This is a genomic window from Pseudonocardia kujensis (assembly GCF_021283305.1).
Classification (GTDB): Bacteria; Actinomycetota; Actinomycetes; order Mycobacteriales; family Pseudonocardiaceae; genus Pseudonocardia; species Pseudonocardia kujensis.
On the sequence record NZ_JAJSOK010000015.1, the window covers coordinates 113,259 to 135,913 of the forward strand.

Annotated in this window: 18 protein-coding genes and 1 pseudogene; 15 read left to right on the forward strand and 4 right to left on the reverse strand. The window is 76.5% G+C overall.

Annotation, left to right across the window (positions count from 1 at the left end; translation table 11 throughout):
• Positions 1-100 precede the first annotated feature (100 nt).
• From LWC35_RS13590 to LWC35_RS13610, 5 genes are read left to right on the forward strand one after another with little or no spacing between them, the layout of a single operon-like run.
• Positions 101-685, forward strand: a complete 585-nt coding sequence (locus LWC35_RS13590; protein ID WP_232870459.1) for a YceD family protein — start codon at positions 101-103, stop codon at positions 683-685.
• Between the two features lie 51 nt (positions 686-736).
• Positions 737-919: a 50S ribosomal protein L32 gene (gene rpmF / locus LWC35_RS13595; protein WP_081924191.1), complete on the forward strand. Its 183-nt coding sequence runs from the start codon at positions 737-739 to the stop codon at positions 917-919.
• Between the two features lie 7 nt (positions 920-926).
• Entirely contained in the window at positions 927-1,661 is a 735-nt protein-coding gene (gene rnc, locus LWC35_RS13600) for a ribonuclease III (protein ID WP_232870460.1), read from the forward strand.
• Positions 1,662-1,690: 29 nt separating this feature from the next.
• Positions 1,691-2,572 carry a bifunctional DNA-formamidopyrimidine glycosylase/DNA-(apurinic or apyrimidinic site) lyase gene (mutM, locus tag LWC35_RS13605; protein ID WP_232870461.1) on the forward strand — a complete coding sequence of 294 codons (882 nt, stop codon included), beginning with the start codon at positions 1,691-1,693 and terminating at the stop codon, positions 2,570-2,572.
• 58 nt (positions 2,573-2,630) lie between these two features.
• Entirely contained in the window at positions 2,631-4,037 is a 1,407-nt protein-coding gene (locus tag LWC35_RS13610) for a selenium-binding protein SBP56-related protein (RefSeq protein WP_232870462.1), read from the forward strand.
• 7 nt (positions 4,038-4,044) lie between these two features.
• Here LWC35_RS13610 and LWC35_RS13615 read toward each other — a convergent pair whose 3' ends face one another.
• Entirely contained in the window at positions 4,045-4,569 is a 525-nt protein-coding gene (locus LWC35_RS13615; protein ID WP_232870463.1) for a hypothetical protein, read from the reverse strand.
• Positions 4,570-4,982: 413 nt separating this feature from the next.
• On the opposite strand from LWC35_RS13615, the gene lanL reads away from it, so the two are divergent.
• The 6 genes from lanL to LWC35_RS13645 all read left to right on the forward strand — a co-directional run bounded on the left by lanL (position 4,983) and on the right by LWC35_RS13645 (position 14,645).
• Entirely contained in the window at positions 4,983-9,611 is a 4,629-nt protein-coding gene (gene lanL, locus LWC35_RS13620) for a class IV lanthionine synthetase LanL (protein WP_232870464.1), read from the forward strand.
• Positions 9,608-9,754, forward strand: a complete 147-nt coding sequence (locus tag LWC35_RS13625) for a hypothetical protein (RefSeq protein WP_232870465.1) — start codon at positions 9,608-9,610, stop codon at positions 9,752-9,754. The genes lanL and LWC35_RS13625 overlap by 4 nt, the downstream gene beginning before the upstream one ends.
• Positions 9,751-9,963, forward strand: a complete 213-nt coding sequence (locus LWC35_RS13630; RefSeq protein WP_232870466.1) for a hypothetical protein — start codon at positions 9,751-9,753, stop codon at positions 9,961-9,963. The genes LWC35_RS13625 and LWC35_RS13630 overlap by 4 nt, the downstream gene beginning before the upstream one ends.
• 174 nt (positions 9,964-10,137) lie before the next feature.
• Positions 10,138-11,907 (forward strand): ATP-binding cassette domain-containing protein, encoded by a 1,770-nt coding sequence (locus LWC35_RS13635; protein WP_232870467.1) that lies wholly within the window; start codon positions 10,138-10,140, stop codon positions 11,905-11,907.
• Positions 11,904-13,841: an ATP-binding cassette domain-containing protein gene (locus tag LWC35_RS40255; protein WP_232870468.1), complete on the forward strand. Its 1,938-nt coding sequence runs from the start codon at positions 11,904-11,906 to the stop codon at positions 13,839-13,841. Before LWC35_RS13635 ends, LWC35_RS40255 begins: the two co-directional genes overlap by 4 nt.
• Before the next feature lie 72 nt (positions 13,842-13,913).
• Positions 13,914-14,645 carry an ANTAR domain-containing protein gene (locus LWC35_RS13645; protein ID WP_232870469.1) on the forward strand — a complete coding sequence of 244 codons (732 nt, stop codon included), beginning with the start codon at positions 13,914-13,916 and terminating at the stop codon, positions 14,643-14,645.
• On the opposite strand, the gene LWC35_RS13650 is transcribed toward LWC35_RS13645, so the two are convergent.
• The 3 genes from LWC35_RS13650 to LWC35_RS13660 all read right to left on the reverse strand — a co-directional run bounded on the left by LWC35_RS13650 (position 14,605) and on the right by LWC35_RS13660 (position 16,715).
• On the reverse strand, positions 14,605-15,360 hold the full coding sequence (locus LWC35_RS13650) for an ANTAR domain-containing protein (protein WP_232870470.1): 756 nt from the start codon (positions 15,358-15,360) through the stop codon (positions 14,605-14,607). The genes LWC35_RS13645 and LWC35_RS13650 overlap by 41 nt on opposite strands.
• A gap of 137 nt (positions 15,361-15,497) precedes the next feature.
• Entirely contained in the window at positions 15,498-16,532 is a 1,035-nt protein-coding gene (locus LWC35_RS13655; RefSeq protein WP_232870471.1) for a magnesium and cobalt transport protein CorA, read from the reverse strand.
• Between the two features lie 45 nt (positions 16,533-16,577).
• A complete protein-coding gene (locus LWC35_RS13660; RefSeq protein WP_232870472.1) occupies positions 16,578-16,715 on the reverse strand; it encodes a spore germination YkwD domain-containing protein in 138 nt (45 codons plus the stop codon).
• Positions 16,716-16,737: 22 nt separating this feature from the next.
• On the opposite strand from LWC35_RS13660, the gene LWC35_RS13665 reads away from it, so the two are divergent.
• From LWC35_RS13665 to LWC35_RS13680, 4 genes and pseudogenes are all read left to right on the forward strand, one after another.
• A complete protein-coding gene (locus LWC35_RS13665; protein WP_232870473.1) occupies positions 16,738-17,028 on the forward strand; it encodes an acylphosphatase in 291 nt (96 codons plus the stop codon).
• 102 nt (positions 17,029-17,130) lie between these two features.
• On the forward strand, positions 17,131-17,541 hold the full coding sequence (locus tag LWC35_RS13670; RefSeq protein WP_232870474.1) for a VOC family protein: 411 nt from the start codon (positions 17,131-17,133) through the stop codon (positions 17,539-17,541).
• A 94-nt stretch (positions 17,542-17,635) separates the two neighbouring features.
• Positions 17,636-21,241: a chromosome segregation protein SMC gene (smc, locus tag LWC35_RS13675; protein ID WP_232870475.1), complete on the forward strand. Its 3,606-nt coding sequence runs from the start codon at positions 17,636-17,638 to the stop codon at positions 21,239-21,241.
• Positions 21,242-21,308: 67 nt separating this feature from the next.
• Positions 21,309-22,655 (forward strand): annotated as a pseudogene (locus LWC35_RS13680) (hypothetical protein); the annotation flags it as partial.

Consider the following 22,655-nt stretch of genomic DNA (forward strand, 5'->3'; position numbering starts at 1 on the left):
CGGAACTGCCGACTCGCGTTGCCGGAACTGCCGACTCGCGGTGGGAGGGCGGGTCGCGTTGGACGGGGCCCGGCGAACTGCGCGTATCCTCGCGCGAGTCATGAGCACGAACCGCGCCCCCGAACCCCGCCCCGAGACCAGCCCCTGGGTGTTCTCCACCCGCGAGATGGGCCGTCGCCCGGGCACCATGCGCAGCGTCACCCGGACGGTCCCCGGACCGGGTGCCGAGCGTGCCGACGAGGCGATCGGCCTGGTCGGAGTCCTCGCCGTGCCGCCGGGCAGCCCCGTCGAGCTGGACCTGCGCCTGGAGTCGGTGAGCGAGGGCGTCTACGTGTCCGGGACCGCCGCCGCGCACCTGGAGGGCGAGTGCTCCCGGTGCCTCGACGAGCTCGCCGAGGACCTCGAGGTGCGCATCGAGGAGCTGTTCGCGTACCCGGACACCGTCACCGAGGAGACGACCGACGAGGACGAGATCCCGCGCGTCGTCGACGAGCGTGTGGACCTCGAGCAGACCGTGCGGGACGCGATCGTGCTGGAGCTCCCGCTGGCGCCGCTGTGCCGGGACGACTGCCCTGGCCTGTGCCCCGAGTGCGGCGGGAGGTGGGCCGATCTCGGGCCCGACCACCGGCATGAGACACTGGATCCTCGGTGGGCCGCTCTGCGTGAGCGCCTGCCTTCCGACTGAAGACGTTTCGATGTCGTAAGACCTCTCGAGCACAACCGTAGGAGATCTGCCGTGGCCGTACCCAAGCGCCGGATGTCGCGGTCCAACACGCGCTCTCGTCGGGCGCAGTGGAAGGCCACCGCGCCGACCCTCGTCGCCTGCAACAACCGCGCCTGTGGCGAGCTGAAGCCGCCGCACGTCGCCTGCCCCGTCTGCGGGCAGTACGACGGTCGTCAGGTCGTCCGTCCGGCCTGACCAGCCGGTGGGTGACAAGAGCGTCACGGGGCCTCGCGAGGACCGCACCCCGCTGCTGGAGGCACTCGGCGTCGAGGTCGGCGCCGAGCTGCTCACCCTCGCCCTCACCCATCGCTCGTACGCGTACGAGCACGGTGGCCTGCCGACCAACGAGCGCCTGGAGTTCCTGGGCGACTCGGTGCTCGGCATCATCGTCACCGAGCGGCTCTACCGGGACCACCCGGAGCTGCCGGAGGGCCAGCTGGCCAAGCTGCGGGCGAGCGTGGTCAACATGCACGCGCTCGCGGGCGTGGCGGGCGGGCTGTCCGAGCACGGGCTGGGCGCCTACATCTATCTCGGCCGTGGTGAGGAGCTCACCGGCGGCCGGGAGAAGGCGAGCATCCTGGCCGACGCCACCGAGGCCCTGATCGGCGCCGTCTACCTGGAGCACGGGCTGGAGACCGCCCGTTCCCTGGTGCACCGGCTGTTCGACGAGCTGCTGCAGGGCGCCCCGCTGCTCGGCGCCGGCCTGGACTGGAAGACCAGCCTCCAGGAGCTCACGGCGTCGGAGGGGCTCGGTGTGCCGGAGTACCGGATCACCGAGGACGGCCCCGACCACCTCAAGACCTTCACGGCGACCGCGGTCGTCGGGGGGCGCGAGCTGGGCTCCGGGGACGGGCGCACCAAGAAGGAGGCCGAGCAGAAGGCCGCCGCGCTCGCCTGGCGCGCGATCACGGACGAGACGGCCCGGGCCCGGCGTTGAGGGTCCGGCTGTGACGGGCCGGGGCTGACGTGCCGGAGCTGCCCGAGGTCGAGGTGGTCCGGCGCGGTCTCGCCGACCACGTCCTCGACCGCACCCTCGCCGAGGTCACCGTGGCGCACCCGCGCGCGGTGCGCCGGCACCTCGCCGGCGGGGAGGACTTCGCGGCCCGGCTCAAGGGCCGCACGATCACCGCGGCCCGCCGCCGCGGCAAGTACCTCTGGCTGGAGCTCGACCCGGCCGGCCCGGGCGAGGACGCGATCCTCGCCCACCTCGGGATGAGCGGTCAGATGCTCGTCACCACCCCCGACCGGCCGGACGAGAAGCATCTCCGGATCCGGCTGCGGTTCGACGACGACGGCCCCGAGCTGCGGTTCGTCGACCAGCGGACGTTCGGTGGCCTGTCGGTCCACCCGCTCACCGAGGGGGCAGGCGGCGGGCTGCTGCCCGAGCCGATCGCGCACATCGGCCGCGACCCGATGGACCCGCTGTTCTCGCTCGACGGCGCGGTGGCCGGCATGCGCCGCCGTCGCACGGAGATCAAGCGGGCGCTGCTCGACCAGACCGTCGTGTCCGGCATCGGCAACATCTACGCGGACGAGGCGCTGTGGCGGGCCCGGCTGCACGGCGCCCGGCCCACGGAGAAGCTCACGCGCGCACAGGGCGTCGCGGTGCTCGAGGCGGCGTCCGAGGTCATGGGCGAGGCCCTCGACCAGGGCGGCACGTCCTTCGACGCGCTGTACGTCAACGTCAACGGCGCCTCCGGCTACTTCGACCGCTCCCTGAACGTCTACGGGCGCACGGACGAGCCGTGCACGCGCTGCGGCACCCCGATCCGGCGCGAGGCGTTCATGAACCGCAGCTCCTTCTCCTGCCCGCGCTGCCAGCCGCGCCCCCGCTCCCCGAGGGCTTGACCCGGGTCCCCGAGGGGCGGAGGGTGGACGACCTCGCGAGCGACGAGGAGGGCGTGCCATGGCGCAGCCGGTCACGGACCCGACGTTCTACCGCTCCGCCGCCGAGGCCGCGGCCGCCCCGCCCGAGCGCCTGGCGTACGTCGCGGCGTTCGACCGGTCGGCCGCCCGGCCCGACGCGATGGCCGTCGTCGACGTCGACCCGGAGGCAGCGAGCTACGGCCGGGTCGTCGGGTGGACGGACATGCCCGGCACCGGCGACGAGCTGCACCACTTCGGCTGGAACGCCTGCTCCTCCGCGCTCGGGCACGCCGGGCACGACGGCGACCTGAGCCGGCGGTACCTGCTGGTCCCGGGCCTGCGGTCGTCGAACGTCCACGTCCTCGACACGGTGCCCGACCCGCGCGCGCCGCGGGTGGTGCGGACCGTCACGGCCAAGGACCTGTCCGAGGCGGCCGGGTACTCGCGGCCGCACACGCTGCACTGCGGGCCCGACGGCGTGTTCCTCACCTGCATCGGCGGACCGCAGGGCGACGCCGACGGGCCGGGCGGGGTGGCGCTGCTCGACCACTCGACGTTCGAGGTGGTCCGGGCCTGGGAGACCGACCGCGGGCCGCAGCGGCTGGCCTACGACGCGTGGTGGCACCTCAACCGCAACGTGCTGATCTCCAGCGAGTGGGGCCACCCGTCGATGATCGAGGACGGCCTGGTCCCCGAGCTGCTGCTCGGCAACGAGTACGGGCACGCGATCCACGTCTGGGACCTCGCCGCGGGCCGCCACCTGCAGCGCCTCGAGCTCGGCGCGCAGCACCAGATGGCGCTGGAGGTGCGCCCCTCGCACGACCCCGAGGCGACCTGGGGCTTCGTCGGCGTGGTGATCTCGACCGACGACCTGTCGGGGTCGATCTTCCGCTGGTTCCTCGACGGCGACGAGTGGCGCGTCGAGAAGGTGATCACCGTCCCGGCCGAGCCCGCCGACCCCGACGACCTCCCGCCGGCCCTGAAGCCGTTCTCCGCGGTGCCGCCGTTGATCACCGACATCGACCTCTCGGTCGACGACCGGTTCCTCTACGTCTCCTGCTGGGGCACCGGTGAGCTGAAGCAGTTCGACGTCACCGACCCGGCGAACCCCCGCGAGTCGGGGTCGATCCGGCTCGGCGGCATCGTCCGCCGGACCCCGCACCCGGCCGATCCCGACCGGCCGCTGGCCGGCGGGCCGCAGATGGTGGAGGTCAGCCGGGACGGCAGGCGGGTCTACTTCACCAACTCGCTCTACGGCGCGTGGGACGACCAGTTCTACCCCGACGGCGTGGGCGCGTGGATGGCGAAGGGCGACGTCGGCGCGGCGGGTGCGATGGCCCTCGACCCGCGGTTCTTCCCGCGCGGCGACGAGTTCCGGGGCCTGCGCGTGCACCAGGTCCGGCTGCAGGGCGGGGACGCCTCGTCGGACTCCTACTGCTACCGCTGAGCGGCGGTCAGCCCGAGGTCACGTGCAGGACGGCCGCTCCGCCGCTCGCCTCCCGGACGTCGAACCGCAGGTCGTTCACGGCGATCTCGGCGCCGGCTCCCGCGGTGAGCCGGACCGAGGAGCTGCCGTCGGCGGTCGTGGTGCGGGTGCCGGTGCAGGCGCCGGAGCAGCGGGTGCTCACCCGCCCGCCGGGGACCACCGCGACGAGCTCGACCCGGCCGGCGTCGACGGTCAGGACCCGGATCTCGGTGACCCCGCTGTCCGCCGTGAGCGGGATCGTCACGGGCCCGTCGACCCGGATCTCGCAGGACCCGTGCGCGCAGGCGGCCGGATCGTCCTGCGCGGGCGGGTCGGCCGGCGGTGCGGGCCGGGCGGGCCGGGCGGGCTCGGCCGCTGGTGCGGGTGGCGACGCCGTCGGCGTGGGTGCGGTGCACGCCGTCGCGAAGGACAGCGTGAAGGACAGCGCGAGGGCGAGCAGCACGGCCGGTGCTGTCCGGCCGCGCGGGGACGGGAGCGGGTGCAGCGGGCGCATGGTGCCCCTCCGTTCGCGGGTCGCGGCCGGTCACCGGGTCACGCCGGACGGGCCGGTACTGCACCGGACGGTCGGGGCGGAACGGGGGACGGGCGCGGACGCCGAGCAGTGCGCGTCGACGCGGCGAGGTCAGGGCCGGCGGCGCCGCTGACGGCGGCGTCGGCAGGGGAGAGTAGCGGCTCGCGGGCGACGAGGGGAGGCCCGGTGCGGCGTCCCCGCCCACCCACCGCGTCCGGCCGGACGCAATGCGTTGTTCTACGTATGGCGGCTGCGGCGCGACCCTGGTTAACGTCGTCGCCGTCTCCGGATCCGGCAGGCCCACCGCCGCCGACGACGGAGCTTCTCCACAGTCTTCACCGCCCCTGACTCCGGCGGGCCGACGATCTTCCGGCCGTGCGCGAGGGGGCGTATCCATGGATGTCCACGGGGCAGGGCGAGCGCCGCTGGGGTGGCGCCGCGATGTGCCGCGCGAGCTCGGCGGCCGCGCCGCGCGGCTGTGGGCGCCCGAGTGCCCGGCGCTCGGGATGGCGCGGGTCGGCGCGGCGGCGCAGCCGTCCGTCCGGACCGAGCCGGCGGACCTGACGGCACTGGTCGCGGAGCTGCTGCCGGAGCCCGGCTGGACGCTGCACCGCGGCACCACCTGGTGCACCGCGACCCCGGCCGGGCGCCTCCCGCGCGACGCGGGCTGGAAGCTGCACCTCTCGGCGACGCCGCGCACGATCCGGGCCGTGCTGCGCGGGATCGTCCCGTGCCTGGCCGCACGGCGGGTCGCCTTCAAGTTCGCGCCCGACCTCGCCGCGGTGCGGCTGCTGGGCAGCCGCGAGTGCGACCGGGCGCAGGCGGGGAAGGTCGTCACCGTCTACCCCCGTGACGACGAGGAGTTCGTGGCGCTGGCGGACGAGCTCGACGCGGCGACGCAGGGCCTGGCCGGGCCGCGCATCCTCTCCGACCGCGCCTACCGCACCGGCGGCCTCGTGCACTATCGCTACGGCGCCTTCGACAAGCCCGCGGAGCTGACCGCGGACGGCGTGTACCGCGGCGTGGTGGTGACGCCGGAGGGCCTGGCCGAGCCCGACCGGCGCGAGCCCCGCTACACCCCGCCGACCTGGGTCACGTGCCCGATTCCCCAGGTCGAGGAGGGAACGGCCGCCCCGCGGGCGGTCCTGCTCGGGGACCGTTTCACCGTGCGTGCCGCGCTGCGGCACTCCACCAAGGGCGGCATCTACCTCGCCGACGACGCGGTGCTCGGCGGGACCGTCGTGGTGAAGCAGGGCCGCGCGCACGCCGAGGCGGACGAGTCCGGCCGCGACGCCCGCGACGCGATCCGTCACGAGGCGGAGATGGTGCGCCTGCTCGCCCCCACCGGGCTGGTGCCCCGACTGCTCACCACCTTCACCCAGGACGGCGACCGGTTCCTGGTGGAGGAGCACCTCGACCGCGCGCCGCTCCGGGCCTGGGTGGCCGCTCACTGCCGCCCCGGTCGGGGCGTCCCGGCCGACGCGGCCCTCGCGGTGGCCCGGCGCCTGGTCCTCCTGCTGGCGGAGGTGCACGGGCGCGGCGTGGTGCTGCGCGACCTGAGCCCCACGAACGTCCTGGTCGACGCCGCGGGCCTGCCGGTCGTCGTCGACCTCGAGCTCGCCGCCGTCGCCGGGGCGCGCGCCCGGCGAGGCGGCACCCCGGGCTACCGCGCCCCCGAGCACGACGGGCCCGGCCCCGAGCCCGTCGCCGCTCCCACCGAGGACCGGTACGCGCTGGGCTGCCTGTTCTTCCTGCTCGCCACCGGCAGCGACCCGCTGCTGCCCGCCGACCGCCCGGCCGGCGCCGCGCCGTCGGCGCCCCGCCTGCTCGCCTGGGTCGACGCCGTCGCCCGTGACCACGAAGCGGCGCGGGCCCTGCGTCCGGCGATCACGGCCCTCCTCGCCGACGACCCGCGCGACCGGGCCCCGCTGTCCCGGGTGCAGCGACTGCTCGCGCCCGCCGCGGCCGCCGCCCCGGCCGTTCCGGGCGTGTCGGGCCCGCGGCGTCCGGCCCCGGACCGCGCCCGGCTGCTGCGCGACGGGCTCGACCACCTGCTCGCGACGATGACGCCCGACCGCACCGACCGCCTCTGGCCGGCCGGGCGTCGCGCGGCCTTCGACCCGGCGGCCGTGCAGCACGGCGCCGCAGGGGTGCTCGGCACGCTCACCGCCGCGCTGGCCGGTTCGGCGGACGCGCAGCGGGGCGAGCTGCGCGGCGCGGTGGCGACCGCGGCCGGCTGGCTGCGCCGGCGGGCGGCCGCGGAGCCCCGGCGGCTCCCCGGCCTGTACTTCGGCCGCTCCGGCACCGCCTGGGCGCTGCACGACGCGGGTGCCGCCCTCGGCGACCCGGAACTCGTCGCCGCCGGCGTGCAGATGGCGGCGGGTATCCCGATTCCCCGCCCGGTCAATCCCGACGTGACCCACGGGCTGGCCGGGGCCGGGCTGACGGCCCTGCACCTGTGGGCGGCCACCGGGATCGACGCCCTGCGGGAGCGCGCCCGCCGATGCGCCGACGACCTGGTGGCCGCCGCCGAGCGGGACGGCGGCACGGTGCTCTGGTCGGTGCCGCCCGAGCTGGACTCCGAGCTCGCCGGGGTGCGGCACTACGGCTTCGCCCACGGCGCCGCGGGCATCGGCTACTTCCTGCTGGCGACCGGCGCGGCGACCGGCGACGGCCGGGCCACGGAGCTCGCTCTCGCCGCGGCGGACACCCTCTGCGACGCAGCGGTCCTCGACGACGGCGCCGCCTGGTGGCCGGAGGCTCCGGGCGGGCGGGAGCGCCTGGTGCACTGGTGCAACGGTTCGTCCGGCATCGGGACCTTCCTGCTCCGGGCCTGGCGGATCGCGGGCCGGGAGCGCTACGCCGAGCTGGCCGCGGCGGCCGCGGTCGCCGTGCACCGGGCACGATGGTTGTCCCTGCCCTCGGCCTGCCACGGTCTGGCGGGCAACGGGGAGTTCCTGCTCGACGCGGCCGCCCTGCTCGACGACCGCCGGCTGCGGGAGCGGGCGGAGGACCTCGCCGAGGCCGCGGCGCTGCGGCACTGCCGGCGCGAGGGCCGGCTGCTCGTCGCGGACGAGACGGGCGGCGACGTCGTCGTCGACGCCGGTACCGGCCTCGCCGGCGTGCTCCGCTTCCTGCTCCGGCTCGAGCGGGGCGGTGCCCGCGCCTGGATGGTCGACGAGGTGGTCGACCGGCCGCGACCGGCGATCTCCTCGACCGTCCCCACGCCGCCCGCTGCCCGCCCCCCGAAGCGCCTCGGCTTCCGGTTCTCCCTGTCCGGCCGCCACGGTGCGTGCCTGGTGGGCAGCGGGGGCCGGCACCAGGTGGAGGCGTGGTCGTTCGACCCGCCCCGACAGCATCTCGTGTCCGCCGAGCAACCGGAGACCCGCTGGACCCAGCCGCTCCCGCTCGACGACGGGAGCCTGCTGGTCACCCGCCCGATCGACGCGCGGCACCACCTCACCCTGGTCGACCCGGACGGAACGGCCCGGCTCCTCGGCGTTGTGGACGCGCAGGGGCTGCGGCTCGTCACCGGGCCTGCGAACGGCGGTGCGTCCGGTGACGCGCTGGGCTGGGCGTTCAGCACCGATCGGGACGGCACCACGGGACTCTGGCGGGTCGGCCCGGCGGGCCCCGTCGAGGTGGGCCGGGTACCCGGCGTCGTCCCCAGCAGCGCCTGGCTGGACTCCGCCGGCCGCTCGCTGGCCGTCGGGTGCCTGACCGACGGGCGGATGCGGCCGCTGGTGATCGACACGCTCGACGGTTCCACGCGGCCGTTGTCGGACCGGACCGACGAGGGGGTGCGGCCGCTGCTGTGCGCGCCGGAGACCGGGCTGCTGGTCGTCGGGCGGGGCGCGGACCGGCTCGGCTGGGCCGGCGACCACGGGCGGGGCCCGCTCACCTTCCCGGACGTGCTGCGCAGCACCGACGACCGCCGGGTGTGGCCGCTCGCGCTCGATCCGCGAGGACGGCGGGTGCTCCTGCAGCTCGACGAGCCCTGCCGGGCCCACCTCGCGGTCTACGAGCCGGGCACCGACGAGCTCGCGGCGGTCCCGGTGCCGCCCGGCGTGATCGGCGGTTCGGCGCACTGGGGCGAGGACGTCCTCCGGTTCCCGTTCACCGGGCCGGCCTCGCCACCCGGGCTGGCCGAGCTGACCCCGCCGACGAGTGGCCGCTTCACCCTGCACCCCGACGGCGGGGGTCGCCCCCGGACGCCGGTGGAGCACACCGTCCTCACCGGGCCCGCCGGCCCGATCGAGGCGGTCGTCCACGGGGACCGCGCGATCGCGCACGCGGTGGTGCTCGCCCTGCACGGCGGCCCGATCGGGGCCTGGCGGCTGTCCTACGACCCGTTGATGCACGAGCTCGCCGACGCGGGGCTGCTGGTCGTCGCGCCGAACCTGCGCGGCGGATCGGGTTCCGGCCCCCGCGACGCGCACACCGGCCGGGGTGCCTGGGGCGGCCCGGACCTGGCCGACCTGCTCGCCCTCGCCCGCCACCTGGCCACCGACACCGGGGCACCGCTGCGCCTGCTCGGGGCGAGCTACGGGGCGTTCCTCGCCCTGCTGGCCGCCGGGGTCGAGCCCGGCCTGTGGTCGCACGTCGTCGCGGTGGCGCCGTTCGCCTCCGCACGGCGGCTGTATCCGGTGGCCGGGCCCGCGGTCCGGGCGATGCTGGACCGGCTCGACGGGCTGGCGCCGGTCGACGACGGGCTCGGTGAGCGTGACGTGACGCGGTTCGCCCCGGCGGTCACCGCCCGCGTCCTGCTCGCCCACGGCACCGCGGACGACGTGGTCCCCGTCTCCCAGGCGCGCGCCGTCCGCGACGCGCTGCTCGCCGCCGGGACCGCGCCGCGCTACCTCGAGTACCCCGGCGCGGGCCACGGCGTGCTCGACGACGCCGCCGCGCCCGATCTGCCGCGGACCGTGCTGGCCTTCCTGGCCGCCGGCCCCGGCCCCGGAACTTGCCGCGACCGCGGCGAGACCCGTCCCGACGGTGGAGAGGGGGTGAAGGGGTGGAGGTGACCCGGGAGGTCGTGGCACTGGAGACGCTGCCGGAGAGCATGCCGACGGCGCTCTGCGGCGACTTCAACAACGAGATCGTCATCCAGGTGAACGTCGTCGCCTGCTACTACACCTGCAACGTCACGAATATCAACGAGGCGTGACCCGAAGCCCTCGCCGGCGGGGCGGGGACGAGATCCACGAGGAGAGGAAGCACATGTACACGACGCACACCGACGCCCTGCAGGAGCTGCCGGAGGGGCAGGCCACCGGCCTGTACTTCGACTGGGAGGACGTCATCTACCAGACGAACGACGTGGACTGCCACTTCACCTGCAACCTCACGGCCGTCAACAACGTGAGCGTCCACTGACGCACCGGCCGCTCGCGGCCCGTTGCTGAACGAGGCGTGTGCGAGGGCGCCGTTACCGCCCTCGCACACGCCTTCAGCATCCCATCGCCCTGCCTCGCGGCGAGCGACCACCCGCACCCTCCGCGACGCCGCCATCCCGACCGGGCACGGCCCGGTCCGAGCCCGGGAGCGCCCATGCGCCGATCCTCGGCGGAGCTCAGCGAGCCCCTCCAGCCGCCCGGGCCCACCGCCTCTCGGCTGTTGTGGGCCGCGGCGCGGCACACACCCGCCACCACGGTGGTCTCGATCGTGGCCGGTGTGCTCGCCGCAGCGAGCTCCCTCCTCGCACCCGCGGCCCTGGCCGCGGCCATCGACTCCGTGCTCGCACCGCGGGCCGGCGCCGTTCCGTCCGCGGCCGTGCTGCTCCTGCTCGCCGTCGTGGGCACCGGGGTGGCGTCCGCCGCCCTCGGCGCCCTGGCGACGACCACGGGGGTCGCCCGGAGCACCGCATGGCTCCGTCGGCGGGGAGTGGCGGGCCTGCTCGCCCGGGGCTTCTCCGGGTCCGCGGACATCCCGGCCGGAGACGCGACCGCCCGCCTGACCGGGATCGCCGCGGCCGCCGGACGGGTGCCGGCGATGACCGTCGGGGTGCTGACCGGGCTGCTCGTCGCCGTGGTCGCGCTGGTCGCGCTCGCCCTCGTCGACGTGTGGACCGCGGCGGCGGTGCTGACGCTGGTGCCGGTGGGCGTCCTGCTCGCCCGCCGGTTCGCCCGCCGGACCGTCGCCGCCTTCACCGACTACCAGCAGACCCAGGCCGCGGTGGCGGCCCGGCTCACCGACGCGCTCGCGGGGCGCCGGACCATCCGCGCCAGCGGCACCGTCGACGCCGAGATCACCCGGGTGCTCGCCCCGCTGCCCGCCCTGCGCGCGGCGGGCGCACGCTTCTGGGCGCAGCAGCGTGATCTCGGCTGGTCCTTCGCCCTGCTCGCCCCGGTGGTGCGGATCGTGGTGCTGGCGGTGGCCGGCCTCGGCGTGGCGCAGGGGCGGTCGACCGTCGGGGACGCGGTTGCCGCCGTCGGCTACGCCGAGCTCGTGCTCAACGGGGCACGGGCGGTGGACACCGTCCTGGAGATCGCGCAGTGCCGCGCGGCCGCGGCCCGCCTCGCCGCGATCGCCGACCGGCCCGCGCCGGGCCCGGCTCCCGGACCACGGCAGCCCGGCCCGGCCGACGGCCCCGGCCGCGCGCGGCTGTCCGGCGTGACCGTCCGGCTCGGCGGCCGCACCGTCCTGGAGGACGTGAGCCTGTTGCTCGTGCCGGGCGGCTGCACCGCGGTCGTGGGCGCGTCCGGCGCGGGCAAGACCGTGCTGGTCGGACTGCTCGGTGGGCTGTACCGCCCGGACGAGGGGGTCGTGCTCGTCGACGGCCGCTCGATCGGCGAGCTCGACGCGGCCACCCTCCGGCAGACCGTCGCCTACGCCTTCGAACGCCCCGCGCTGCCCGGCGCGACCCTCGCCGAGGCGATCGGGTACGGCCGACCGGACGCCGACGACCTGACCATCGCCGACGCGGCGCGGGCCGCCCGTGCCGACGGATTCGTGGACATGCTCCCGCTCGGGTACCGCACACCCCCGGCCGACGCCCCGCTCTCCGGGGGCGAGCTCCAGCGGCTCGGCCTGGCCCGGGCGGTGGCGCAGGACGCCCGCATCACGGTCGTCGACGACGCCACCGCGAGCCTCGACAGCGCCACGGAGGCCGAGGTCGAGCAGGCGCTCGCGACCGTGCTGCGAGGGCGCACGCGGCTGATCGTCACCCGGAAGGCGCCGACCGCGGCGGCGGCGGACCGCGTCGTCTGGCTGCACGAGGGCCGGATCAGGGCCCATGCCCCGCACGCCGAGCTGTGGGCGGACGGTGAGTACCGGGCGCTGTTCGTGCCGGCCGGCGCCGCGACGGCGGTGACGTCGTGAGCGGCGCGGCGGCGCTCCCGACCGGACCGACCGGGCCGACCACCCCGGTGGCGCTGCTGCGGGCCGGGATGCGCGGTACCCGCCGGGCCTGGGTCGGACTCGCCGTGTTCAGCGTGTGCGAGGGGGTGCCGGCCGTCGTGACCGGGCGGTTGGTGGCCACCGCGCTCGACGACGGCTTCCTCGCCGACCGGCCCGGGCTCGGGGTCGCCCTGCTGGGGGCGCTCCTCGCCCTGGCCCTGTGCGGGGCCCTGGCCACCCGGCAGATCGTGCCGCGGGTCGCCCGCATCGCGGAGGCCCAGCGCGACCACCTCGTCCGGCACGTGGTGGCGGCGACCCTGCGCAGCGCCGTCGCCGGCACCGCCCCGGGACACGACGGCGGCGACGCGGCCGCCGTCGCCCGGCTCACCGGGCAGGTGGAGAGCGTGCGCCTCACCGGCGCCGCCCTGCTGCGCACGGCCCGGGGGGTCGCCGTCGGGCTGGTGGCGGGCGTGGCCGGCCTCGCCCTGCTCTCCCCGGTGCTGCTCGCCCTCGTGGTCCCGCCGCTGGTCGCGGCCCTGCTCCTGTTCGCCCTGCTGCTGCGGCCGCTGGCCCGCCGTCAGCGGCGCACCGTCCTGGCCGAGGAGGCGATCGCCACCGAGACCGCCGGGGTCCTCTTCGGCCTGCGCGACGTGCTGGCCTGCCAGGCCGGCGACCGCGCCGCGGACGTCCTGCACGAGCGCATCGACGAGCAGGTCGCCGCCACCCGCGCCCTCGGGCGCGCCTCCGTGACCCGGGTCCTGATCGTCGCGCTCGGTGCCCAGGTGCCGCTGGCGGCCCTGCTCCTGGCGGGCCCACTGCTGGTCGGCAACGGGGTGCTGACGGCCGGCGAGCTCGTCGGGGCGACGAGCTACCTGCTGGTGTCGCTCGGTCCGGCGCTCTCGTCGCTCGTGCACGTCGTCGGGAGCATGGCGCTGCAGCTGGCCGTGACCGTGCGGCGGCTGGCCGAGCTCGGGGCCACCACGGACGCGGCCGCCGGCGACCCGGAACCGGACACCGTCCCGACGCCGCTCCTGGCCGAAGAGCCCGGCTGGGCGCGTCGCCGGCACGCCCCCGCGCGGCGGCTGATCGGTGTCCCGCCCGTGCGGACCGACGTCCGCGCTCGCGGGCTGACCTTCGCCTACGGGCCGCACTCCGCACCCGTCGTCCTCGACCTCGACCTGGACGTCGCCGACGGCGAGCACCTGGCGGTGGTGGGGCCGAGCGGGGGCGGCAAGTCCACGCTCACCCTGCTCCTGGCGGGGCTGCTGGCGCCGGCGTCCGGCGAGGTGTGGCTCGGCGGGACGCCCCTGGCCGCGCTGCACCCGCGGGTCCGGCACGCCGCGATCACGCTCGTGCCCCAGCAGGCGTACCTGTTCCAGGGCACGGTGGCGGAGAACCTCACGTACCTGACCCCGTTCGCCGATCCGGCGGCGATGCAGCGCAGCGTGCGGGCAGTGGGGGCCGAGGAGCTGGTCGACGGCCTCGGCGGCTACCACGCCGAGGTCGCCCCCACGGCGCTGTCGGCCGGGCAGCGCCAGCTCCTCGCGCTGGCCAGGGCCCACCTGTCCCGGGCCCGGTTCTGCATCCTCGACGAGGCCTGCTGCCATCTCGACCCCGCCGCGGAGCAGGTCGCCGAGCAGGCCTTCCGGGACCGGGGCGGGACGCTGCTGGTCGTGGCCCACCGGACGGGTTCGGCCGCCCGGGCCGATCGCGTCCTGCTGCTCGACGGTGCCCGCGTGCGGGTCGGCACGCACGCCGACCTGGCGGGGCCGGAGCCCGTCCCCGCCGCGGCGGGCAGGGTCCGGGCCGGCGTGCGCCCGGACGTCGACCCGGCGCGAGCGGGGGAACGAGCGTCACCCCTGGTGGTGACAGGCGGGCGCGGCCGCGGCGGCGACCGGGTGGGTCTGGTTCACTGACCGTCGTCAGAGCAGGATCCTCCGAGATCCAGGCGGCCGTGTGCCGCACCCGTCGTCCGACGGAGGGTCCAGATGGCCGACGATGCCGGTGCCGGGGGAGCCCGGCGTTCGGGAGTGTGGTCGCTGATCGTCACCGCCGCGCAGCGACGCGGCTCGCCCACCGTCGAACCCGCGGACGTGTGCCGCGCCTGCGCGGACGACCTCGGGGTGGACGGCGTCGCGCTGACGGCGGTCAGCCCGCGCGGACGCCAGCTGCTCGCGGCCACCGACGCCCGCAGCCGCGCCGCCGAGGAGTGGCACCAGGCGACCGGCCGCGGGCCGGCGGTGGAGGCCGTCGAGGGTCGCGCGGTGGTGGTCGCGAACGGCCCGACCGGACCGGGCACCTTCGCCGACTTCGCGGCGCGGGCGGGCGTCGCCGAGTTCGCCGCGCTGCCGGTCCGGGTGGGCACGGTCGTCGTCGGCACCCTGACCCTGGTGAGCGGCGGCTCGATCGGTGCCGCGCCGGACCTCCTGGCCCGCGCCGCGGCCTTCGCCGACGCCGCGGGGGCGATCCTCCTGGGCGGACCGGGACCGGGACCGGGCCGGGACGGGCCGCCCGGCGAGGCGGACGCCGGGGTGGCGGACGCGGACCAGGCGGTGGTCCTGCAGGCGGTCGGCATGGTCGCGGTCCAGCTCGGGGTCGGCGTGGACGAGGCCCGCCGGCGGCTGGGGGCCTACGCCGACGAGCGCGGCGCGCCCCTCGTCGAGGTCGCGCGCGCCGTCGTCACCCGCAGACTGCGCATGGGATCGGATTCGGGGCCGTGAGCCCGTGCAGGTCCGGTCCGGCCGGCGTGTCGACGATCGCGGCTGCGAGGCCGTGGACCGTGCGGCGGTAGCGGCGGGCGTGGGCGCGGAGCCGCTCGAAGGCCTCCTGCGGGTCGACGCACAGCCGCTCGGCCAGCATCCCCTTCGCCTGCTCGACGACGATGCGCCGGTCGAGCGCCTCCTGGAGCTGGCGGGCGAGCACCTCGTGGTGGCGGCGTGACCGCCGCTGGAGGATCCCCACCGCCGCCGCGGCCGCCAGTGCCTCCAGCGCACCGGCCGTCCGGGCCGTGAGCTCCGGGCCCTCCCGCAGGTACAGGCTCACCGCGCCGACGCCGACGTCGTGCCGGCGCAGCGGGACGGCGTGCACCCCGCGGAACCCCGCCCCACCGACGGCCGCGGCGAACGCCGGCCAGCGCGAGGTCAACAGGGTCAGGTCGCCGACGTGCACGGTCCGCCCGGACCGGTAGCAGGTCAGGGTCGGCCCCTGCCCGTACCGGACCTGCACGGCGTGCAGCATCCGGCCCGCGGGCTCGCTGGCGCCCGCGAAGCGCAGCTCGCCCTTCGGCGCCGCGAGCGCGACGCCGGTGCACCCGACCCCGGTCAGCTCACCGGAGCGGCGGGAGAGCCGCTCGGCGAACTCGTCCTCGTCGAACCGGCTCCCGAGCGTGTCCGTGAACTCCAGCACTGCACGTGCCAGCCACCGTTCGTCCCACATCGGACCCCCCGACGACGAACCGCCTGGGCGCGCGGACGCCTCCGCGCGCTTAGCCCACTACTCGGCGTGGGCGCCCCGGACGTTTCGGTCCCGGCACCGCGGAAAGTACTCCTGACCTGGGGAAGATCGCATCCGGACTAGAGCCAGCCGCGGCGCTTGAAGCCCAGGTAGAGCAGGAGCCCGAGCAGCAGCATCAGCCCGAAGGCGAACGGGTAGCCGTACGACCACTCCAGCTCCGGCATGTGGGTGAAGTTCATCCCGTAGATGCCGGCGACCAGGCTCGGGGCGAAGGCGATGGCCGCCCAGGACGAGACCTTCTTCATCTGCTCGTTCTGCACGTACCCGGCCTCGGTGAGCCGGGTCATCTCCTCGTTCTGCCGCTGCGCGACGAGCGTGGAGTTGACCGTGAGGATGTTGGCGAGCAGGTCGCGCAGGCCCTGCGTGCGCTCGCGGACCCGGGTGGCGTGGTCCTGGACGTCGCGCATGAGCCGGCGCAGCTCGAGGTCGGGGGTGGTGCTCTGCTTGCCGAAGCGGGTGCGCAGCTCGTCGAAGATCTCCACGAGCGGGTCGACGGCGCGCTGGAACTCGATGACCTCGCGGGTGAGCTTGTAGATGCGCCGGGAGACGGCAGGGTCGGCGTTCCAGACCTGGTCCTCGATCTGGTCGACGTCGTTCTGCAGGCCGTCGAGCACCGGGCCGTAGTCGTCGACGACCTTGTCCAGCACGGCGTAGAAGACCGCGAACGGGCCGTGGGCCAGCAGCTCGGGATCGTCCTCGAGCCGGCGGCGGACCGCGGCGAGGTCGGGCTCCTCGGCGTGCCGGACCGTGACCACGAACTCCGGGCCGAGGAAGAGGTGGATCTCGCCGAGCTCGACCTCCTCCTCCTCGTCGACGTAGCGGGCGGGGCGGAGCACGGCGAACTCCGTCTGCCCGTAGCGCTCCAGCTTGGGCCGCTGGTGGCCGTGCAGGGTGTCCTCGACGGCGAGCTCGTGCAGACCGAACTCGTCCTCGATCGCCGCGATGTCGTCGGGCCCGGGCCGGAGCATGCCGATCCAGCAGAAGGTCGCCTTGCCGTCCTCGCAGCGCTGCAGGGTCTCGACGGTCCGGTCCAGCGACTCGGGCTCCTCCGCGCGCCGTCCGTCGACGTACACCGCATTGTCCACGACGGACATTCCGGACACCTCCCACCTGCGACTTCCTGTCGGGAGCGTACGGCGTCAGCGGCCGGAGTCCTGCGTCCAGTGGTACCCGTCGGTCGCCGGACCGACACCGATCGTGGTGAGCGAGCAGTCCTCGATGTTGCGGCGGTGCCGGGGAGTCCAGCCAGGCCGCGACCACGGCACCGGACCGGTCACGGCCCGGTAACGTAGCAAGGCGATGAGCAGCAACGAGGAGGCGACCGTTCGGCTCACCGCCTGGGTGCGGGGTCGTGTGCAGGGCGTGGGTTTTCGCTGGTGGACGCGGTCGCGGGCGCTCGAGCTCGGGCTCGTCGGGCAGGCCCGCAACCTCGCCGACGGTCGGGTCGCCGTGGTCGCGGAGGGTGACCGGGAGCGGTGCGAGCGGCTGCTGGGCCTGCTGCGGGGCGGGGAAACGCCGGGGCGGGTCCAGGAGGTCGTCGAGCAGTGGGGCGACCCGAAGGGCGGGTTCGACGGGTTCGTCGAGGCCTGAGCCCCCCGGGCTCCCGTCGTCACCCGGGCTTCGCCCGCGTGACCGGTTCCCGTCGGTCCCCGGGTCTACGGTGCGATCCACACCACGACGAGGGAGCACCGCATGACCGTCCGGCTGAACCCCTACCTGCACTTCGAGACCGAGGCCCGCACCGCCATGGAGTTCTACCGCTCCGTCCTCGGCGGCGACCTGGAGATCAGCACCTTCGGCGAGATGGGCGCCGAGGGGCCCGTCCCGCCGCCGGAGGGTGTCATGCACGCCATGCTCACCACACCGGACGGGTTCGTCCTCATGGCCTCCGACGGCGACCCCGAGCGGGCGGCCGGTCGCACGGCGGTCTCGGTCAGCCTCTCCGGGGACGAGCAGGGCAAGCTCGAGGGCTGGTTCGCCGGCCTGGCGGAGGGCGGGGAGGTCGAGGTGCCCTTCGAGAAGCAGATGTGGGGTGACCTCTTCGGGATGGTGACCGACCGGTTCGGGGTGCGCTGGCTCGTGAACGCCACGACCGCTCCCTGAGCGGCTCGTCCGGGCTCGCGCCCGCGGGCCCCGGGACCGTCGGTGCAGGCCGGTACGCTCCGCTCACCCCCGAGACACCCCGGAGACCGCCGCCGTGCACCTCAAGAGCCTGACGCTGAAGGGCTTCAAGTCCTTCGCCTCGGCCACGACGCTGCGCCTGGAACCGGGGATCACCTGTGTGGTGGGGCCGAACGGCTCCGGCAAGTCCAACGTCGTCGACGCGATCTCCTGGGTCCTCGGCGAGCAGGGGGCCAAGGCGCTGCGCGGCGGCAAGATGGAGGACGTGATCTTCGCCGGCACGTCCGGGCGGCAGCCGCTCGGGCGCGCCGAGGTCACCCTGACCATCGACAACTCCGACGGCGCCCTGCCGATCGAGTACTCGGAGGTCTCGATCACCCGCCGGATGTTCCGCGACGGGGCGGGCGAGTACGAGATCAACGGCAACTCCTGCCGGCTGCTCGACATCCAGGAGCTGCTGTCGGACTCGGGCATCGGCCGGGAGATGCACGTCGTGGTCGGGCAGGGCCAGCTCGACGCGATCCTGCGGTCCAAGCCGGAGGAGCGGCGCGCGTACATCGAGGAGGCGGCCGGCGTCCTCAAGCACCGCAAGCGCAAGGAGAAGGCGCTCCGCAAGCTCGACGCGATGCAGGCCAACCTCACCCGGCTCACCGACCTCACGGCCGAGCTGCGCCGCCAGCTCAAGCCGCTGGGCCGGCAGGCGGAGATCGCGCGCAAGGCGCAGCAGGTGCAGGCCGAGCTGCGCGACGCGCGGATCCGGCTCGCGGCGGACGACATCGTCACCCTCCGGGATGCGCTGGCCCGCGAGGAGGCGGACGAGCAGCAGGCCCGGGAGCGGCGGGCCGAGGTCGCCGAGCAGCTCGACGTCGCCCGGGCGCGCCAGGGCGAGCTGGAGGAGGCGCTCGCCGCCGACGCGCCTCGGCTGCAACGGGCGCAGGACACCTGGTACTCGCTGTCGTCGCTGGCCGAACGGTTGCGCGGCACCGTGCGGCTGGCCGAGGAGCGCGCCCGGCACCTGGCCTCGGACGCCGCCGAACGCACCCCGGGGCGGGACCCGGACGAGCTCGACGCCGAGGCCGACCTCGTCGCCGAGCAGGAGGAGGAGCTGGTCGCGGCCGTGGTCGAGGCCCGGCAGCGGCTGGCCGAGGTGCTGGAGGAACGCGCCGAGCACGAGCGCACCCTGCAGGCCGCCGAGCGCGCACACATGGCCGCCGTCCGGGCGATCGCGGACCGCAAGGCGGGCCTCGCGACGCTCGCGGGCAAGGCCGAGGCCCTGCGCAGCGGCGCGGCCGCCACCGCCGAGGAGATCGAGCGGTTGTCCGAGGCGCTCGGCGAGGCCGAGGCCCGGATCGTCGCCGCGGCCGAGGAGCTGGAGGCCGCGCGCGAGGAGCTCGGCGTGCTCGACGAGGCCGACTCCGGTGAGCTGGCCGCGCGGGTGGAGGCCGCCGCCGAGGCGCAGGAGTCCGCGGCGGCGCGGGTGCGCGAGCTCGTCGCCCGGGAGCGCGAGCTGGAACAGCAGCGGGCGCACTGGCGGGCGCGGGTGGACGCGCTGTCGGTCGGCCTGGCGCGCAAGGACGGCAGCGGCGCGCTGCTGTCCGGGGAGCGGGACGGGGTCCTGGGCGCCGTCGCGGAGCTGCTGGAGGTCGAGCCCGCCGCGCGGACCGCGGTCGCGGCCGTGCTCGGCGAGCTGGCCGAGGGTGTCGCGGTGGAGTCCGCCGGCGCGGCGGTCGAGGCGCTGCGCGAGCTCCGTTCGGGGGACCACGGGTCGGCGACGCTGCTGGTGGGCGGGGGAACGGCCGGCGGCGCGGGGCTCGTCGACGTCTCCGCGGCCCGGTCCGGTGGCGGTCCCGGCGACGGGGCCCCGCCCGCCGGACGGTGGGCCGCGGAGGCCGTGCGCGCTCCGTCACGGTTGGCGTCCGCGGTCGCGGGGCTGCTCGAGCGCGTCGTGCTGGTCGGCTCCCTCGACGAGGCGGGGACCGTGGCGGAGGCCGGGCTCGTCGCCGTCACGCCGGAGGGGGACGTGCTGGAGGCGTTCCGCGCCCGCGGCGGCTCGGGCGGCGGGTCCAGCGCGCTGGAGGTGCAGGCCGCCGTCGACGAGGCCGTCGCCGCGCGGGACGCGAACGACGCCGAGCTCGCCCGGCTGCGCCCCGCCCTCGACGGCGCGCGGGCGGAGGAGGCCGCCCGCAAGACGGACGTCGAGGCCGCGACGGCCGAGCGCCGGGCCGCCGAGCAGCGGCGCGCGGCGGCGGGCAACCAGCTCGGGCGGCTGGAGCAGGTCGTCCGGTCCGCCGAGCAGGAGGCCCAGCGGCTGCGCCAGCGCCGGGACGCGGTCGAGGCCCGTCGTTCGGAGTCCCTGCTGGCGCTGGAGGCCGCGGAGCAGCAGCTGCTGGTCGCCGAGGGCGAGCCGGTCGACGACGAGCCGGACACCGAGGTCCGTGACACCGCCGCGGAGCGGCTGGCCGAGGCCCGGTCCGAGGAGGTGGAGTGCCGGCTCGCGCTGCGCACCGCCGAGGAGCGGGCCCGGGCGATCGCCGGCAGGGCGGACTCGCTGCGGCGGCAGGCGTCGTCGGAGCGGCAGGCCCGGGCGCGTGCGGAGGCCGCCCGGCGCGAGCGGGAGCGCAGCGCCGCCGTCGCCGAGCTGGTGGTCGGGGCCGGGGCCCGGGCGCTGGAGCGGATCGAGGTGTCCCTCGGCTCTGCCGCCGCCGAGCGGGACGAGGTCGCCGCGGCACGGGCCGAGCGGGAGGCCGCGCTGACCGAGGCCCGGGCCACCACCGGACGGCTGTCCGGACTGCTCGACAAGCTGGTCGACGCGGTGCACCGGGACGAGGTGGCCCGCGCGCAGTCCCGGCTGCGGCTCGAGCAGCTCACCGAGAAGGCGCTGGCGGACCACGGCATCGCGGTCGACGACCTGGTCGCCGAGTACGGGCCGTCGGTCGGGGTGCCGCCGTCGCCGGCGGAGGTCGCGGAGTACGAGGCGGCGAAGGAGCGGGGCGAGGACGTCGTCGCCCCGCCGGCCATGCCGTACGACCGCGCCGCGCAGGAGCGCCGGGCGAAGCGCGCCGAGAAGGACCTGGCCCTGCTCGGCAAGGTCAACCCGCTCGCGCTGGAGGAGTTCGCGGCGCTCGAGGAGCGCTACACGTTCCTCTCCACCCAGCTCGAGGACCTCAAGAACACCCGCCGGGACCTGCTCACCGTGGTCCGCGAGGTCGACGACAAGATCCTCGAGGTCTTCACACAGGCCTACGAGGACGTCGCGCGGGAGTTCGAGACCGTCTTCGCCACGCTCTTCCCCGGCGGCGACGGGCGGCTGGTGCTCACCGACCCGTCCGACATGCTGACCACCGGCATCGAGGTGGAGGCCCGCCCGCCGGGCAAGAAGGTCAAGCGGCTGTCGCTGCTCTCCGGCGGGGAGCGCTCGCTCACCGCCATGGCCCTGCTGGTCGCGATCTTCCGCGCCCGGCCCTCGCCCTTCTACGTGCTCGACGAGATCGAGGCCGCCCTCGACGACGCCAACCTCCGCCGGCTCATCTCGCTGATGGAGGAGCTGCGCGCCACCTCGCAGCTCATCGTCATCACGCACCAGAAGCCGACCATGGAGGTCGCCGACGCCCTCTACGGCGTCTCGATGCGCGGGGACGGCATCACGACCGTCATCTCGCAGCGGCTGCGGCCGGCCTCCTGAACGCCGCCGCCGCGCGGTTCGCCGACCGCGGCCGGTGGGGCCGGGCGGGGCGTGCAAGGCTGGGGGTGTGACGACGCAGACCCTCTGGATCATCGTGGTCGTGGTCGCGGTGGTCGTGCTGATCGCCCTGGTCGCCGGCCTCACGATCAGCCGCAGGCGCCGGATCAGCCTGCGCGAGCCCGAGGAGCTCGAGACCCCGGCCGCCGAGGAGAAGCCCAGGCAGGGCAACACCTACAAGCCCAGCGGGGGCTTCGACTTCTCCGCCGGCAGCGGGGCAGGGGCCGGCACGCCGACCCTGCCGCCCCGCACGGAGCCCGGGCCGGACCTGCTGCCGCCCCCGCGCGAGCGGGAGCCCGAGCCGCGGCGCGGCGGCGGGGCCGCGGCCGCAGCCGGAGGAGCTGCGCTCGCGGGCGGGGCTGCCGCCGCCGCGGCCGCCGCGTCGGCACCCGCGAAGGAGAAGCAGAAGGCGCCCGAGAAGGCACCCGAGCGCTCCTCCGCCGACGGTGCCGCCGCGACCGCGGCGCCGACCGCACCGCCGGCCCCGGCCGCACCCGACGAGGCGCAGCAGGAAGCACCCGACACCGCGGCGCCGGAGAAGACGGCCGGTACTGCCACCCCGACCGCCCCGACCGGCGCCGCCCCGCCCACCGGCACCGCCCCGCCCACCGGCACCGCCCCGCACACCGCCACCGCCCCGCCCACCGACACCGCCCCGCCCGTCGAGGCGCCGGCCGCTCCCGCCGAGGAGGAGTCGCCGGCCGACGGCGCCACCACCGCTGAGCGCACTGCGCCTCTCGCGCGCACCGCGCCTGCCGCCGCACCGCCTGCCGCCGCACCGCCCGCCGCCCCCGCGGAGCGGCCGCCGGGCGACGAGCTCACCGGCACCGCCGACGACGTCCGCACGCCGCCCCGCGGCCTGCCCACCGGGGGCACCGCGACCGAGGCGCGCACCCCGCCCGACGGCATCCCCGCCGTCACGGCCCCGGAGACCGCCACCCCGCCGAAGGGCATCCCGGCCGCCTCGGCCCCCACCGCCCCTGCCCCCGAGGCCCCGGCGACCGAGGCCCCGGCGACCGAGGCCCCGGCGACCGAGGCCCCGGCGACCGAGGCCCCGACGACCGAGGCCCCGGCCACCGAGGCCCCGCCCCCTCAGGCACCGGCCACGGAAGCCCCGGGCACCGCAGCGGCCGCGGCCCCCGAGGCGCCTGCGCCCGGGAGCCCCACCGCTCCGGCCGCCACCGGGGCCGCCGCTGCGGCGGCCGCCGCCGCGTCCGCTGCCCCCACGGCCCCGCCCGCGGAGCGCGCCACCGAGGCCCCGCCGGCCCCGCCGGCCCCGCCGGCCCCGCCGGCCCCGCCCGCCGCGACCGCACCGGCGCCGACGGCCCCCTCCACGGCCCCCTCCACGGCCCCCTCC